The following is a 15,567-nucleotide window of genomic DNA, read 5'->3' on the forward strand; positions in this document are numbered from 1 at the left end:
TTCTCAGCTCCCCCTGGCGAACGTCACCACGCTCGCAAAGGGCTTCTTGGTGATGGCGGGGACGGTGGCGTCCTGGGCGGGGTGTCCGACCACCAGCAGCAGGAAGGGCCGCTCGTGGTAGGGCCGTCCCAGAAGATCGTTGAGGAACCGCATCGGGGACGGTGTGTGCGTCAACGTGGCCAGACCGGCGTGGTGGAATGCCGTGATGAGCATCCCGGTAGCGATGCCGACCGACTCCTGGACATAGTAGTTCTTGACGCGCGTGCCATCCGGTCGCAACTCGTAGCTTTCCGCGAAGATCGCCACCAGGAGAGGCGCCTCTTCGAGGAAGGGCTTGTCCGCGTCGGTTCCCAGCGGAGCGAGGGCGTCCAGCCACTCCTGGGGTGCGCCCCCTCCATAGAACCGCCGCTCCTCCTCCTCAGCCGCTTCGCGGATCTGGCGCTTCAGGCCGGGGTCGGTGATGGCCACAAAATGCCAGGGTTGGCGGTTGGCGCCGTTGGGGGCCGAGAGCGCCACCTCGAGGCAGGACCGGACCACTGCCTCTGCGATCTGCCGTGGCGCGTAGGAGCGCACGGTCCGCCGGGTTCGCATCTCGTCTGCGAAGCCCCGCGCACGCGCGATCATCTCCTCGTCCGACCTGATGGGATACCCCACCAGGGGATGGTGCTCCCCGTACGGCACGTCGGCTCCTCGACCCGGGCCTGGCGGCCGGAGGGCGGCCGCCTGGGGCTAGAGTGTCTGGGGTCGGCGCGACGCGTCAAGCCTGAGCGAAGGGGGGTTCAGGGCAGATCCTGCCTGAGGGTCCGCAGAAGTCCCGTGTAGCCACCCGACCAGCTGGCGCGGCCAGCCAATGCAGCGGGCGAGGTCTCCAGGATGGCGGCGAGCATGCGGAGGTGCACCAGCGCCACCACTTCCTCGTCTTCGAGCACCAGTCCGCGTGCGTCCCGCCGATAGGCGAGGTAGACGCGCTCGAGGCCCCGCGGCGCCATGTCGCCGCCCAGCGGAACCACCAGACTGGAAGGATCGACCTGGAAGCGGCGAGCCAGTGCGTCCCACCCGGCACCACGTCGGCGCAGCGTGCCAAGGACGTCAGGTGTCACCCCCGCACGGGAGGCGATGAACAAGAGCACCGGAACGTCTTCAGCATTCCCCACGAGATCGGACAACACATCGATCTCGGCGAGCGACACATGGTAGTGCCGGGCCACGGCCTCCATGTACGCCTGCCTGGCGGACGCGTCGCTGGACGTGACTTGCGCATGCATCGGGGACGGCAGCGCCGCCAACCCGACGGCCACCACCGCGATTCGTGGGAACACGGTCAACGTACCCTCCTCGCGAGGCCGGTTGTCCTCTCCAGAGATCAACGTCCTGTCTGCGGGGGTGTGGGGCGCCCGCCTCAGGAACTCTGGTGAGCTCCGGGATTCCGTGCGGAATGCAACGGCCGGGCCTTGCCCCGGCCCCACGTGCCTGCGGCATCCGTCGCTGCGCCAATCCTCGACTTTCGGGCGAGGCAGCATTGCAACGCCGCCGCGGTTTCAGGTGGCACGAGTCTTGACCTGATCACCAAGCGAGTCGACGCCGCCGCACACCGGAGCACAACTCCAACGGCGCGGCGTCCGATACTCGGGGAGAAGCGAACCCTGAGGGTCGTGGGTTGACCGAGGAGGAACGATGAGAGGACATGGAGGCGACGAACGGACGCCGGGGCTGGCCCTGGTGCACGCGGCTGCTATGACCTCTGAAGAAGAGGCCCGTAGAGACCGCTGCGAAACCGATCTGATCTTCGATTTTTCGCAAACGGATACGCTCGACGTGAAGAGCCTCTCCTGGCTCCTGACGGCGCAACGCATGGCGAACCAGAATGATCAGACGGTGTGGTTGACCGGACTCCCCTCACGCGTTTGGGCTCTTTTCCGCGCGATGGGGCTCGACGAGTACTTCCGCGTCTTCCCAGACGGAGAAGCGGCACTCGACTGAACGCGGTCCAACCACCGTACGACCTCGGGGGACCCGACCAAACGGTCGGGTCCCCCGACTTTGTCTCACGCTTCCGTAGCAGGTCGCTGCACGCCTGCCGAAGAAGCGATCACCCGCCTTCGACGATGCGGGCCCGACTTGCCGCGTTCCACTCCGGTCGCTCCGTGCGATTCGCGACCTCGAGGCCGAGGTAGTAGAGCAGTCGACCGATGCGGGCCGTCTTCTCTCCGTCGATGCGCTCGACCTCATCGGAGGGACGGTGATAGTCGGGGTGGGTGCCGTTGAAGAAGAAGAGGATCGGCACGCCCTTGCGTGCGAAGTTGAAGTGATCCGACCGCGTGTAGAAGCTCTCTTCGGGCCAGATGTCGTCGATGGCTGTCATGCCGATCTCGGGATGGGCCTCGTTCACCTCCGCGAGGATGGTGCCCAACTCGGAGTGCTCCCTTCCGATCGCGACGATGGTATCGGGCCAGTTGCGACCCACCATGTCCACGTTGAGGTCCGCCGCCACCTGGCTCAGCGGAACCGGTGGATGTTCGGCGAAGAAGCGACTCCCCCACAGGCCCTTCTCCTCCCCGGACACGAGCAGAAAGAGCAAGGAGCGGCGCGGCGCCAGGTCGAGGCCGCTGAAGGCCTGCGCCACCTCCATCACGGTCGCCGTACCCGACGCGTCGTCGTCGGCCCCGTTCCAGATGCTGTCGCCATCGACGGGCGCGCCCACCCCTACATGGTCCATGTGCGCAGAGTAGACGACATACTCGTCCCTCAGCTCCGGATCGCTGCCCCGTAGGATGCCCGCGACGTTGGGCGCCCGTGCTTCGCTGATCACCCGCACCGCCAGATCGAGCGTGAGCACCACGTCCGGCAGGTCGGTCACCGCGAGGGGCGCTTCGGAAGGGCGGCGCAGCGCCTCCACATCGATGCCGAACCCTCCTGCCAACGCCGCCTGGCGCACAGCCAGAGTGGGAGTTCCCGACTCGCCTTCGAGTCGGAACGCCGTTTGTTGCGCCTGCAGGGCGGCGTCGCCGCGGAAGGTTTGCCGGTCGACATCCGTCGCCACCAACACCGACAACGCTCCAGCGTTGCGGAGCGCCCGGAGCAGTTGCCGTCCCGTGCGCGTGCGCAGCGGCACCTGACCCGCGGGAGGGAGCAACACCACATGGCGGCCTTCCAAGCCACGCTCGCCCAGGCCTTCCTCCCAGCCCGCTTCGCCCGTCACCACGACCACGGCGCCGCGCAGGTGCCCCTCCGCCGGGCCGGTCGCGAACGAGAGATCCTCTCCGAAGGCGAGCTCGCCACCGCTCTCCAGCGAGGCGCGGGATGAGGTGAGGTCGGGTGCCACGTTGCGGATGGCATAGCGCTGCACGTAGTCGCCCGCGAACGCAGGCTCCAACCCGAAGCGCTGGAACTCACTGGCGATCCACTCCGCGACCTCGTCCAGTTCGGGGCTCGGGGTGTCCCGACCCCGCATCGAGTCCGCCGCCAACACGCCGATCCGCTCGATCACGTCGGCGGCGCTGATGGACGCGGCCGCCGCCTCGCTACCGGTTCCCGTCCAGGGCTGGTCGGGGGTCCCTGGCCCGCACGCGACCAGAAGCACGACCAGCGCGGTGCGGGAAGGGGCCAGCCAGTTCTTTCTCATCGGACGTCCATAGATTGGAGTATGCTGTGCGTGGTGCCCCGGCGCGCGAGGGACGCCGCCTTGGACAGCGTCCCGGTGGCCCTGGTGGAGCATACGCAGCAGGAACCTAGTTGAGCACACGCAGCAGGAACTCGAGTGACTCCTTGCTGATGGGAGCCCGTGCCACCAACCAGCCGTTCCCGCGCCTGAGCACGACCTGGTTCCATCCCGCTTTCAAGGGCGGATTGGGAAGATCACGCATCGAGATCCGTTCGCGCTCGTTGGTGCCCAGCGTAGCATCGCCGGTGGTGAGCAACCCGAAGTAGCGAAGCTCGAGCGTATCTCCTTGATGGAGCCGCTGCAGGATACGAAGGCCCGGCTGACCGGGCACCCCCGCATCGGGTTCGATCGCGAGGATCTCGAAGCCCGGGACCGCCAGGGCATCCTCCTCCTTCTCTCTCTGGCGATAGGCCGTCGCGTCCCGGGTCGCCTCTGCCGCGGGCGCCCTGCGGCCCGGTGCAGACTCTGTCTCCGCGGGCACGCTGGCCCCGGCGCTCGCGCTGCCCACGGGCTGCGGAGTGGCGGGTGGAGGCGCCGCGGCCGCTGACGGCTCGGGCTTCTGCGTGCGGAGCAGCGCGTCGCTGGGCGGGGCCGCCTCGGCAGCACGGTTGGCGTCCGCCAGCTGGACGGCCGGGACGGTCGCGTCCAACCGCTCCGTCGCGGCTGGTGCCCCTTCTCTGGCGGCGGCGGCCTGGCGCTCCTCCTCCACCACGCGACGCGGCGTTGCGTCAGCCACCGGTTCGGCAGTCGCGCCCTGTTCGTCGACGACGCCCGGGCGTGCCTCGCTGAACGCAGTCGGAGCCTCCTCCAGGGCCTCGGCCCTCCTATCCATCTCGGGGCGAACGGCGCTGGCGAGGGTCCGTGCCTCGCCGAAGAAGGCGCCCCGACCGGCCCACCCAACACCGAGCGCCAACAGGATGGAGGCCGCCCACGCCAATCCCCAGGGCACGCCCGGTCCACGTCGCCTCGTTGCTGGCGGAGATCCGTCCTCTCCGGACTCGGGGGGACGCAGAGCGCGCAGGCGCAGCTCCTCGAAAGACGGCGGATCCAGCCGGCGGGGCGCTGTCTGTCCGAGCAAGGACTCGGCGCGCGCCCGGAGAACGCGCTCGTCCTCGAGACGAGCTCGGCAGGAGGAACAGCGCTCCAGGTGGGCACGGATCCGCTCCGAGGCCTCGTCCCCCAGGTGGTCCAGGGAGCCATCCAGATACGCGTGCAACTCTCCTTCAGGGATGTGCGACATCGCTCTCTTCCCGCCCCTGATAGGCCTCTACCAGTCGCCTGCGCGCCCGCGCCAACGTGGTTCCGATGGCACCGGGCGCCAGACCCGTCTGCTCGGCGATCTCGCCATACCCGAACCCCGCGTCCCAGAGCAACAGGATCTCGCGATCGCGCTCACTCAACGACTCGAGCGCGGCGCGGACATCGAGGTTCCGCTGGGAACGCTCCAACACGCTGTCCGGGTCGTTGCCGACCGTCTGCGTCTCCATCTCTCCCTTGAGCAAGGTGAGGTGCTTCTTCCTGCGGACCACGGTCCGGATCTCGTCCCGAGCCAGGTTGGCCGCCACCGTGAAGAGCCAGGCGCGCGGGCGCTCGGGTTCTTCGCGCAGGGCCCGCACGAAGACCTCCTGCGCCAGCTCGTGCGCACGCTCTTCGTCCCAGACCTTCCGGTGGAGATACCGGACCAGGTCGGGAAAGACCGCTCGGTAGAGATCTGCCCAGTCCAAACCGGTGCACGCTCCTGGTCAGGCAATCCTTGGGTCTCTCCCTACACCACCCGGCACCTGTTGAGCCGAAACCTGTCGCTCTTCACAGGGGAGGACGATCGAGACGGGCCGCCTTGCACACCCTCGGCGATCCCGTATCGAGACCGGCGCCACCAGCCCGGGGGGGACGCCCGTGGCTCAGTGAGTGGATCGGCGACCCCGCTTCAACGGGAGGCCCGGATGCGCGGGCGCTCTTCCTTGCGATAGACGACCTTCAGCCCCGACCAGTCGGCGTCCACCGCGCAGACCTTGATGTCGACCAGCGCGAGCGGAAAGACCTGCTCCCGCACGCCGTCCTCGGTCAGGTCCCGAAACAGGGATGAGGATTTCTTGGGCCAGCACACCCAGATCGAACCATCCACGTCCACTCGATCCGCTGCTGGAGGCAGGTCGCGCTCCAGGCTTCTCCGGTCCCGCGCGAACAGCAGCAGCTGATCATAGCGGGCGCCGCGCGTCGAGAAGCGCAGCAGGGGAAGAGGCTCCGGGCGGTCCCGCAGCAAGTCCTCCAGATGGTCGGGCGGGCGCACCACCGCCACGCGCTGACCCGCCTTGAGCCCCAGCTTACGCGCCAGGGGCGTGCCGGAGTAGCCGACCGGCGGCACGTCAGCCCGTCACCACCACGCGGCGGCTCAGCACCATGGGGGCGCGACCGATCAGCGTGATCTCGACATGCAGCGTGTAGTCTCCCGGCTCCAACTCGGGCAGGGAAAGGGCCACCGTGCGGAAGATGGTGCCCAGCTCGTCGGGGCCGGCGTCCTCGAAGGAGACGACCAGCGGGACGTCGGGCTCCAGGATGCGCAGGAACTCACCCGCGCGGCGCAGCAAGCTCGGCCGCCCCTGAGTGACGCCTACCGTGACCTGCGCGCGATCCCCGGGGCGGAGGTTGTAGACCTCCCAAGCCAACGTGATCCGCTGGCCCGATCGCACCCGGACCCCCGGAAGCGCGCGCGCTGCCGCCTCCGCCACTGAACCGGGGAGTCCTCCTTCGCCGTCCAGAACGAGCAGATCGGAGGCCGCCGCGAGATCGGGCAGGATGGAGATCTGACTGAGTCCCTGCCGCGCGCGCCACGCGTAACGGGTCCCTGGACTCAACACCTCCATCCCGAGGATGTACTCGCCGTTGGGGACCTCCGCAGTGAGGGCTCCGACGGCCGAGGATCCGCGTAGTTCGAGCTCCGGCTCTCCATCGGGGCGCAGCACGAAGAAACCGGTCTGCACGCTGAGCTCTCCCGCGCGCGCCAGACCGGCGGGCGAGCTGTCCGTCGCCGCGGCGGCGCCGTCCTGCCCGTCGGAACGGAAGGGATCCGAACGCTCGAAGGGGCTGGGCGCGGGGGCCCGTTGTCCGCGTGCCGGCGGCCCTCTCCGCGGTGCCTGCGCCACCGGAGCGGGTTGGGCATCCTCACCGGGCTGCCAGGCCGCCACCACCAGCAAGGAATCGCCTCGGCGGAAGCGGGCGACCTGCGAGTACAACGGATCGATGTCCGGAGCGTAGCGCGGCGCATAGCCGGTGCGGGGCTTCCGCTGCTCGATCGTCCACTCGTCTGCCGGGATCTCGGTGGGATGTTCGAGGTAGCGCCCCGGTGGCACATACTGCGCGCTCTTGGGGTGGTGGCGGCCGATCACGTAGCGGTCGTCGGCGGCCAGCCCCTGCTGCCCCGGCACCAGGCCCCGCCCCCGCTCCCAACCCACCTCGGGACCGTAGCGCGTGGTGAGCTCCTCCAGGTCCTCCTCCCAATCCAGGCCGAACGGGTTGGCCGCGTTGCGACGGATCAACACGACCGCCTTGCGCGCGTAATGCTCGGCGAGCCTGTCGTTGCCGGGCTCGAGGAAGAGCGGATCGGCGAGCAGCCAGAACGTCTGCTCGAAGGTCGCACGGCCGGCCTCGTCGCCGTCCAGCGCCTTGCGCGCATCCTCATCCAGCAAGAAGCGAGTCGAGCGGAACCAGGCGGCGGTATCCGCGGGCATCTGGGTCAGCGCTCGCTCGAAGGTGGCAAGCGACTCGACCGTGCTGCCCATCCCCTGCAGCACCACACCCTTCAACGCGCCGCACCACCAGACCTCGGGGATCTCACAGTCATCGGTGAGCAGCGCGGCGCGCTGCCAGGCCTGGGTCTCCCCGAGGTAGAAGACGATCTGCCCGAGGAGCCATGCGTCCGGAGCCGCGCGGTACGCTCCGAAGAGGATGCTGAGGAGTTGGTTGCGTTGGAGCGTGACCGCGGGCGGCTCGTCGTCGAGGGGTGACTCGTCGCCGCCATGACGCAGGCAGAGGCGTCCGACCATTTCGTCGCAGAAGCCGCCACCGCCGCGGACCTCTGGCGGGATGCGACTCTCCCGGAACGACTCGAACTCGATCTGTGCCTGGTGGGCTGCAGCGACCAGGGAGTCCGCGTGAGCCGATCCGTTCTCCTGCGCCAGCGACGGGGACGGGTGTGCTGCCACCAAGAGGCCCAGGACGGAGGCCCGCCACGCCCGACGCCACCCTGCCCCTGCCACCATGCCACCTCCTCCGACCCTGAGCGTGGGACCGCGTGCCGCGGTCGCTGCGTCAGATACACGACCGCCATGGGGCGGGTCCCGTTAGCCCACCCGTCCAGCGGGCCACCGCGCAGGTCCCACGCGGAGGCTCGGGCCGGCTCGGCAACCGGCCCCTGAACGACGAACGCCCCGGCCGCGAATGCGACCGGGGCGCCGTGCGCGTCCGAGGACGCGGGAGTCTACTGGCGCACGCCGGCCGAACCGTCCGACGAGACCGTGAAGGCCACCCACATACCGATCTGGGCATGGCCGGGGATGTAGCAGAGCATCTGGTACTTGCCAGCCGTCTCGGCCGTGAAGGTGATGACCTCGGACTGGCCGGGCATCGTGGCGTCCGTCAGGGAGCCCGGGTTGGTGGAGACCGCGCCAGCGAACACCGGATTGGGCGTGATGGCACCCATCATGGAGTCGCGCCAGGCCTCGATCCCCAGGCTGTGCGCCATGTTGGGATCGTCGTTCTTGAAGTTGATCGTGACATGCGACCCCGCCGGCACGACGATCTCGCCGTGACCACCGAGGAAGCCGTTGAAGTTCCAGTAGTTCTGCGCGTTGGTGGCACCCGCCGTGATGTCGAGCGTGACGTTCGAGCCGTCCATCTGGAACCACTCGGGAGTCATCAGCTCACCCATGGGGGCTTCCGCCATCTGCTCACCAGCGGCGGGCATTTCATGCTCCATCGGCGCGGCCTGCTCACCACCGCCAGCGGCTTCTGACCCGCCGGACTCCGATCCGCCGCACGCGGTGCCGGCGAGGGCGAAGGCGAAAGCAGAGAGAAGAGCGAGACGCTTCATGGTTGGTCTTCCTGTGCTGAGTTTGCGGCTTACGATCCGACCTCCGGGGGCCCGCTAACCTCCGGACGGAACTCCGGGCTCCCTGCCAGCATGCCCGCAGCCCCATAAGCTAGCCAAGAGCCTTCCCGGCCGGTACCGGTCCCGGTGGAATCCCCTACGCGCCGGCTCTCCCGGCGGTCCCGCGCTGCTCCGCCTACGGCGTTTCCACGTCCGGCCAACGGACCGGGGCTCGCATCAGGGGCCGGCGGAACCGCCCGCGCGGCTCAGCCGCTCCACGGGGGAACGACATGGTTGGCCCGGGCATACGCGATGGCCTGGCCCAGGTGCTCGTGCATGTGGGTGGTGGTCGCCACCCAAAGGCCGCCCACCGTGCTGCTGCGACCGAACAGGTCGATCTCGCGGTTGGGCTCGGCCGCACTCTCGTTCATCGCGGCCCGGAGATGCGCGAAGCTGGCTTTCAGGTCGGCGATGATCTCCGCGCGAGTGGCGGACCGCGTCTCGTAGGGCACCACCGTCGCGCCGTAGTCCAGGGTGATACCGGTGGAAGCGGGCGCCTCGACGCCGGCGGGCAACGTCAGGAAGTAGTTGTCGGCGGCCACATGCATGAAGACCTCACCGGCCGAGCGCACGCCTTCCATCGGCCGCCAGGCGTACTGCTCTTCGGTCATCGCCTCCGCGAGCGCCACCAGCTTCTGCTCGACCTGCGCCACGGCTTGTTCCATGTCCGCCATGGGATCGAAGGCCTCGGCGGCGGTCGTCGACGACGCCGGCTCCGCGGACTGTCCGTCGGCGGAACCACAGGCAACCATGCCCAGCGACACCAACAACGCCGCCCACCCGCTCGCCTCTCGTGCACCGATCTCGCGCATGGTTCCTCCGGTTCAGGGCAACACACGTGGAATGGTATCGTACGACCCTCGACGGAAACCGTTGCAGCCCCCGAAGAGTGCCCGGCTCACCTGACCGCCTCAGACGTCCCGGTAGATCTCCGCACCCGTGACCACGAACTCCTCGGCCTTCTCCCTCAGACCGGCCTCGATGGCATCGACCGTCTCCATGCCTTTGGCCCGAGCATACTCCCGTACGTCCTGCGTGATGCGCATCGAGCAGAACTTGGGCCCACACATGGAACAGAAGTGGGCGACCTTGGATGATTCCTTGGGAAGCGTAGCGTCGTGGAATTGTCGCGCGCGCTCCGGATCCAGGCTCAGGTTGAACTGGTCGTTCCAGCGGAACTCGAAGCGCGCCTTGGAGAGGGCGTTGTCGCGGATCTGGGCTCCTGGATGTCCCTTGGCCAGATCGGCCGCGTGCGCCGCGATGCGGTACGTGACGATGCCCTCGCGCACGTCGTGCTTGTCGGGAAGTCCGAGATGCTCCTTGGGCGTCACGTAGCAGAGCATCGCCGTGCCGTACCATCCGATCATGGCCGCACCGATCCCCGACGTGATGTGGTCGTACCCGGGCGCGATGTCGGTGGTCAGGGGCCCCAGGGTATAGAACGGCGCCTCGTCGCACCACTCGAGCTGCTTGGTCATGTTCTCCTGGATCATGTGCATGGGCACATGGCCGGGGCCTTCGTTCATGACCTGGACATCGTGCTCCCAGGCACGGCGCGTCAGTTCCCCCTGCGCCTTCAGCTCGGCGAACTGGGCTTCGTCGTTGGCGTCCGCAATCGATCCAGGGCGCAGGCCGTCTCCGATGGAGAAGGATACATCGTACGCGGCCATGATCTCGCAGATATCGTCCCAGTGCGTGTAGAGGAAGTTCTCCTGGTGATGGGCCAGACACCATTTCGCGATGATGGAGCCGCCCCTCGAGACGATTCCCGTGGTCCGTTCGGCGGTGAGGGGAATGAACCGCAAGAGCACGCCAGCGTGGATCGTGAAGTAGTCGACCCCCTGCTCGGCTTGCTCGATGAGCGTGTCGCGGAAGATCTCCCAGGTCAGCGCCTCCGGGACGCCGCCGACCTTTTCGAGCGCCTGGTAGATCGGCACGGTGCCCACCGGCACGGGGCAGTTCCGGAGAATCCACTCGCGCGTCTCATGGATATTCCGGCCCGTGGAGAGATCCATCAGGGTATCCGCGCCCCAACGGATGGCCCACACCATCTTCTCCACCTCCTCGGCGATCGAGGACGTGACAGCCGAGTTCCCGATGTTGGCGTTGATCTTCACCTTGAAGTTGCGGCCGATGATCATCGGCTCCAACTCGGTGTGGTTGATGTTGGCCGGAATGATCGCACGCCCGCGCGCGACTTCGTCGCGCACGAACTCCGGGGTGATCACCGATGGAATCCGCGCTCCGAACGGCTGACCTGGATGCTGTGCCAGGAGTCGAGTCCCACCCTGCGTGCCGGCAAGTTGGGCGCGCAGCTCCTCCGCGCGCTGGTTTTCCCGGATGGCGATGTACTCCATCTCCGGCGTCACCATGCCCTGGCGAGCGTAGTGCATCTGTGTGACCCGGCGGCCCGCCCTGGCCCGGCGCGGATCCCGGCGCAGCGAGAAGTGCAGCGCCTGGGCGTCGGGATCCTCTGCCCGCTCGCGGCCGTAGCGGGAGGTCGGTCCCTGCAGGTGCTCCGTGTCATCTCGCTCATCGATCCAGATGCTCCGCACCGGATCGAGACCCCGCGTCAGATCGACGGTCGTCCGGGGATCGGTGTAGGGACCCGACGTGTCGTAGAGCGTGACCGGAGGGTTGACCTCCGCGCCGAACGACGACGGCGTCGGGTCCAGCGTGACCTCACGCATGGGAACCTGAAGATCGGAGCGGCTTCCAGGGACGTGGATCTTCCTGGACCGCGGGAATGGACGCGTCACCTCGTCGTTGAGCTCGTGGACGCGCTCGTGGACTGCGGAATCGCGGGACATGCGGGCCTCGCTTCCCTACGCCGGTACGAGCCGGGTCAGGTTCGAAGGGTCTGATCTCAGCCCCGGGCCCTCCGGGGCACCCCCAGCGTCTGCAACGTACCACGCTGGCGGCGATCGCGTCAGTGCGCGTCCCTGTCGCGCAGGCCACGGAGCAGGGTGAACGCGAGGACCAGGGCGGTGAGGGGCAACACGAAGAACCCGAGCGCTGCCCGGTACCCACCGAGCATGGCGTGGCCGCTCGCGTCCAGCACCAGGTAGGCGAGGTAGATGCCGTAGTAGATGACGAACAACACCCCCTCGCGTCGAGAGATCTCGAGCCTCGTCAGGAAGATCGGAAAGCAGGCCAGAGCCACTCCCAACAGCACCGGGAAGTCGAACTGCAACACGCCCTCCGGCACCTGCACACCGCCTCCGCCCACGACGGCGGTGGAGCCGAGCACGAAGAGCAGGTTGAAGAGGTTGCTTCCCAGGACGTTTCCGACCGCGATGTCGACCTGCCCCCGCAGGCTCGCCACGACCGAGGTCGCGAGTTCCGGTAGCGACGTCCCGCCCGCGACGATGGTCAGCCCCACCAGGAGCGGGCTCACGCCCCAGGCTCCGGCGATGTCGACGGCACCGGCAACCAGAGCGCGGGATCCCCCCACGAGGAGGCCCAGGCCGACCAGCACCGACGCCAGGCTGGTCCAGGGCACGGCCCGCCGGGGCGAGGGGGTGGGCGGGGGCAGCGGCGTGCTTCCCTCCGGGGCCCCGGCACCTCCGGGAGCGGAGGTCGGGGCGGCCGGCGTGGGTGCTCCGTCTGGGGACCCGAGCAGGAACAAGGAATAGCCGGCCATCCCCATCAACAGGAGGATGCCGTCCCCCCGCGTGAGAACTCCGTCCACAGCCAGTGCATACGCACCCACCGAGGCGACCAGGGTCAGAGGGACCTCGAAACGCACGAGGCTGGCCTGGACTCGCAGCGGCGTGACCGTCGCGGCCAGTCCGAGAATGAGCAGGGTGTTGAAGACGTTGCTGCCGAGGACGTTGCCCAGGCCCACGCTTCCCTGGCCGGCCCAGGCCGCCTGCAGATTGACGGCGAGCTCCGGGGCGCTGGTGCCGAACGCCACGACCGTGAGTCCGATGACCAGGGGGCTGATCCCGAACGACGCGGCGAGGCGGCTGGCGCCGCGCACCAGGAGCTCCGCTCCGGCCACCAACACCAGCAGTCCGGCACCCAGCAGAACGAAGGCCGCATGCATGGCGCCGAGATACCCCGGTACGCGCCTGTTCTTTCCGGGGTTCCCGAGGAGAAGACGAACGGCCCCGGCGCAAACCGGGGCCGTTCCAGATCAGCCGCTCCGGGAACTCCGGAACCGCCGCCCTCCTGTGGACGCTCAGCGATCGAGCGGTCCCACCTCCAGAGGGAGTACATCGCGGGCCATCCGCCGAAGCGCATTCGCCGCACGGGCGTTTCCTTCACCCTCGGCACGGCCGGCCGCGCGAAGCAGGTACCGGATTCGGTCTTCAGTCTTCATCGTCCTCCTCCCCGCCCCTCGCATCAGGTTCCAGTTCCATCCGCCGCGTCCGCATCTTCGTCCGCCTCGGATGACCCGACGATGCATCCCTTCCTACGTTCGACCTGCGCCGCCGGTTTCAGCCCCTTGGCAACTCACTCGACCCAATCTCGCTCGGGGCCCGACCGGGCAGCGCCCGTCCTGTGCTTGGATCGATGGGCCCTGCCCAGGGTTGCCTCGAGGCGGCCTACCGTAGGGAATGCTGGCGCCTCCCTGCGGGTTCCCTCATGCCCCGGTCGGGGGCATCCCGAACGGAATCCACGCTCCGGCTCGGCAGGGCGGTCCTGGAAGGCCGAGCCCCAGGTCGAACAACCGACCTCGGGTTCGGCGAGTCGGCGCATCACCGCCATCTGTTTCCTCGGCATCGTCTGTTCCCGCGCCGGATACTTCGTAGCGGTCCACCCTGGCCGTGCCACGCAACACCTCGCGCGAGGATTCGGAGCGGACCCGGGCGGGCAAGCCTCAACTCGCGGTGAAATCAGCACTTCGGACCGGCTCAGGCTCGTCGTCCCGCAGTGTGGGCTCCGCGCCACGGTGTGGCATGCTGCGGCACAGATGTCGCAGGGTGCACGACCCCATACGGGCCGCCACGTCAGGGCGGACCACACAGCCCCAGAGTTCCGGTTCGTTGGATCCCCCCCCGGGAGCCGGTCTTCAACACGGTCAGCAGGGTGGATATGAGCTTGAGTCGCGCAGTGCACGGTCGCGGTGGCTTCACGGTGATGGAAACCCTCACCGCGGTCTCGATCGGGTTGGTCCTTCTCTCCATGACGGTTCGCTCGCTCAGCCCGGTGCAGGAACGCACCGCGCTACGCTCGGCCGAGCAGGCCTTCCGTGGTCTGGTGGCGCGGACCCGCGCCCAGGCGATCGAGCGGGGAGAGGACGCCGTCCTCCGACTCGATGCTGCCGGGGACAGCGCCTGGATCGTGCGAGGCACCCAGCGGGTGGAGGGCTTCGCCTTCGACTCCGAGCTGGCCGTGGACGTCCAGACCAACGTACCGGTCGTGATCTGTATGACCCCACGGGGCGTGGCCGACCCCACCTGTGGGACGAACGCCGTGATGACCATCCTGTTCCAGCGGGGTGGCGCGTCTTCGGCGATCCAGGTTCTTCCTCTCGGCCAGATTCTCGGATCATGAAGGCGCATCAACCGATGGACCCGACCGCCGACGCTTCCCTGCGGGGTGAGCGCGGCTTCTCCCTGGTGGAGCTCACCGTGGGAATCGTTTTCTTCGCGTTCGGCACGCTGGGCATGGCCGCCATGACGGCGGGGCTGCAGCGGCAGACGACGCTGGCCGCGCTGAAGACCGAGCGGAACGCCGCGCTGATCTCGGCCGTGGAGGAGGTTCGCTCCTTCGACTTCGACTCCCTGGCCGCCGGGGGCCACACCGCCGGTCAGTTCGCCGTGAACTGGACCGTGCAGGCCAATGGCCGCTACGTGAAGGACGTCCAGATCGTCACCGCCGGCCCCGGCCTCAAGTTCGGGTCGTCGGGGGCCTACGTGGACATGGCCGTGATCGACACCGTCGACTACCAGGTGATCCGGCCGTGAACCGAAGGGGCTTCTCCCTGGTGGAGTTGGTCGTTGTCTCGGCGGTGGGCGGATTGCTGCTCCTGGGCCTGTTCGGCACGCTGACCACGCAGCAACACGCGTACACGACCCAGACGGCACAGATGGACGCGGCGCAGTCGGTGCGGGCCGGACTCGACGTGCTCGTCACCGAATTCCGTTCATTGAGCACCGTCGGTGGCGACGTGATCGCCATGGACGACGACTCCATCACCGTGCGCGTGATGCGGCGGGTCGGGATCACCTGCGCCGTCACCTACGGAGGCACGCCCCAGCTCACCGCCATTCCGGTGGGAGAGCACTTCGCGGTGTTCGACTCCGTGTTCGTCTTCGCGGACGGCGACCCGGACGTGGCCTTCGACGACACCTGGATCGCAGGCCGCGTGGGCGCTGCCGACACGCTGGGCAGCTGCAGCGGGCAGATGGCCCAGCGCATCTCGCTTCCCGGCGCGGCTGGCGCTTTCGCCGCGGACTCCGTCCGGGAAGGCGCCCTGCTGCGCTCCTTCGAATGGCAGTCCTTCGGGCTGGGCCTGTACGCGGGCAAGTCCTATCTGGGTCGTTGGTCCTCGACCTCCAGCTTCGTCCCACTGGTGGGGCCGCTGGACGCGTCGTCCGGCCCGGCGCTGACTCTGGAGTACTTCGACGCCAACGGCGCCGTCACCGCAGTCCCGGCCGACGTGCGGCGCATCGACGTGCTCGTGCGCACCGCCGCCCCGGTGCAGGCCACCGGCGCGATCACGGTGGTCGACTCGCTGCGCGCCACGGTCTACGCCCGCAACTGATGCCCGGGCACATCATCTCCTTCCCCGCATCAACCTCCAGCGTCG

General features: G+C 68.4%; 16 protein-coding genes and 1 riboswitch. Of the genes, 4 read left to right on the forward strand and 12 right to left on the reverse strand.

Going from position 1 to position 15,567, the window contains the following annotated elements:
• Positions 1-3 precede the first annotated feature (3 nt).
• Positions 4-681, reverse strand: a complete 678-nt coding sequence (locus R3E10_07335) for a nitroreductase family protein (GenBank protein ID MEZ4415552.1) — start codon at positions 679-681, stop codon at positions 4-6.
• 98 nt (positions 682-779) lie between these two features.
• Entirely contained in the window at positions 780-1,319 is a 540-nt protein-coding gene (locus R3E10_07340) for a hypothetical protein (GenBank protein MEZ4415553.1), read from the reverse strand.
• A 355-nt stretch (positions 1,320-1,674) separates the two neighbouring features.
• Here R3E10_07340 and R3E10_07345 point away from each other — a divergent pair, with 355 nt between their 5' ends.
• Positions 1,675-1,980 (forward strand): STAS domain-containing protein, encoded by a 306-nt coding sequence (locus tag R3E10_07345; GenBank protein ID MEZ4415554.1) that lies wholly within the window; start codon positions 1,675-1,677, stop codon positions 1,978-1,980.
• A 109-nt stretch (positions 1,981-2,089) separates the two neighbouring features.
• Here R3E10_07345 and R3E10_07350 read toward each other — a convergent pair whose 3' ends face one another.
• From R3E10_07350 to R3E10_07395, 10 genes are all read right to left on the reverse strand, one after another.
• Complete coding sequence (locus R3E10_07350) at positions 2,090-3,622, reverse strand: M28 family peptidase (GenBank protein ID MEZ4415555.1); 1,533 nt, start codon at positions 3,620-3,622, stop codon at positions 2,090-2,092.
• A 106-nt stretch (positions 3,623-3,728) separates the two neighbouring features.
• Positions 3,729-4,901 carry an anti-sigma factor gene (locus R3E10_07355; GenBank protein ID MEZ4415556.1) on the reverse strand — a complete coding sequence of 391 codons (1,173 nt, stop codon included), beginning with the start codon at positions 4,899-4,901 and terminating at the stop codon, positions 3,729-3,731.
• The gene (locus tag R3E10_07360) at positions 4,885-5,385 is read right to left on the reverse strand and encodes a sigma-70 family RNA polymerase sigma factor (protein ID MEZ4415557.1); all 501 of its coding nucleotides are present in this window, start codon (positions 5,383-5,385) and stop codon (positions 4,885-4,887) included. Before R3E10_07360 ends, R3E10_07355 begins: the two co-directional genes overlap by 17 nt.
• A 203-nt stretch (positions 5,386-5,588) precedes the next feature.
• On the reverse strand, positions 5,589-6,026 hold the full coding sequence (locus R3E10_07365; protein MEZ4415558.1) for a DUF3052 domain-containing protein: 438 nt from the start codon (positions 6,024-6,026) through the stop codon (positions 5,589-5,591).
• A gap of 1 nt (position 6,027) precedes the next feature.
• The gene (locus R3E10_07370) at positions 6,028-7,920 is read right to left on the reverse strand and encodes a hypothetical protein (protein MEZ4415559.1); all 1,893 of its coding nucleotides are present in this window, start codon (positions 7,918-7,920) and stop codon (positions 6,028-6,030) included.
• A 218-nt stretch (positions 7,921-8,138) separates the two neighbouring features.
• Entirely contained in the window at positions 8,139-8,750 is a 612-nt protein-coding gene (locus tag R3E10_07375) for a sulfocyanin-like copper-binding protein (GenBank protein MEZ4415560.1), read from the reverse strand.
• A 263-nt stretch (positions 8,751-9,013) separates the two neighbouring features.
• Entirely contained in the window at positions 9,014-9,619 is a 606-nt protein-coding gene (locus tag R3E10_07380) for a DinB family protein (protein MEZ4415561.1), read from the reverse strand.
• Between the two features lie 99 nt (positions 9,620-9,718).
• Positions 9,719-11,617, reverse strand: coding sequence for a phosphomethylpyrimidine synthase ThiC (thiC, locus tag R3E10_07385; GenBank protein ID MEZ4415562.1), 1,899 nt, complete (start codon positions 11,615-11,617; stop codon positions 9,719-9,721).
• A riboswitch (TPP riboswitch) is annotated at positions 11,613-11,711 on the reverse strand. (Overlaps the previous gene by 5 nt.)
• A 25-nt stretch (positions 11,712-11,736) precedes the next feature.
• Positions 11,737-12,855, reverse strand: a complete 1,119-nt coding sequence (locus R3E10_07390) for a calcium/sodium antiporter (protein MEZ4415563.1) — start codon at positions 12,853-12,855, stop codon at positions 11,737-11,739.
• Between the two features lie 135 nt (positions 12,856-12,990).
• Complete coding sequence (locus R3E10_07395) at positions 12,991-13,131, reverse strand: hypothetical protein (GenBank protein ID MEZ4415564.1); 141 nt, start codon at positions 13,129-13,131, stop codon at positions 12,991-12,993.
• Between the two features lie 716 nt (positions 13,132-13,847).
• Between R3E10_07395 and R3E10_07400 the strand changes: the two genes are divergently transcribed.
• From R3E10_07400 to R3E10_07410, 3 genes are read left to right on the forward strand one after another with little or no spacing between them, the layout of a single operon-like run.
• Complete coding sequence (locus R3E10_07400) at positions 13,848-14,309, forward strand: hypothetical protein (GenBank protein MEZ4415565.1); 462 nt, start codon at positions 13,848-13,850, stop codon at positions 14,307-14,309.
• Positions 14,306-14,722, forward strand: a complete 417-nt coding sequence (locus R3E10_07405; protein MEZ4415566.1) for a hypothetical protein — start codon at positions 14,306-14,308, stop codon at positions 14,720-14,722. The genes R3E10_07400 and R3E10_07405 overlap by 4 nt, the downstream gene beginning before the upstream one ends.
• A complete protein-coding gene (locus tag R3E10_07410; GenBank protein ID MEZ4415567.1) occupies positions 14,719-15,522 on the forward strand; it encodes a prepilin-type N-terminal cleavage/methylation domain-containing protein in 804 nt (267 codons plus the stop codon). Before R3E10_07405 ends, R3E10_07410 begins: the two co-directional genes overlap by 4 nt.
• Positions 15,523-15,567 lie beyond the last annotated feature (45 nt).

Source organism: Gemmatimonadota bacterium (assembly GCA_041390105.1).
GTDB lineage: Bacteria > Gemmatimonadota > Gemmatimonadetes > Longimicrobiales > Gaopeijiaceae > JAGQIF01.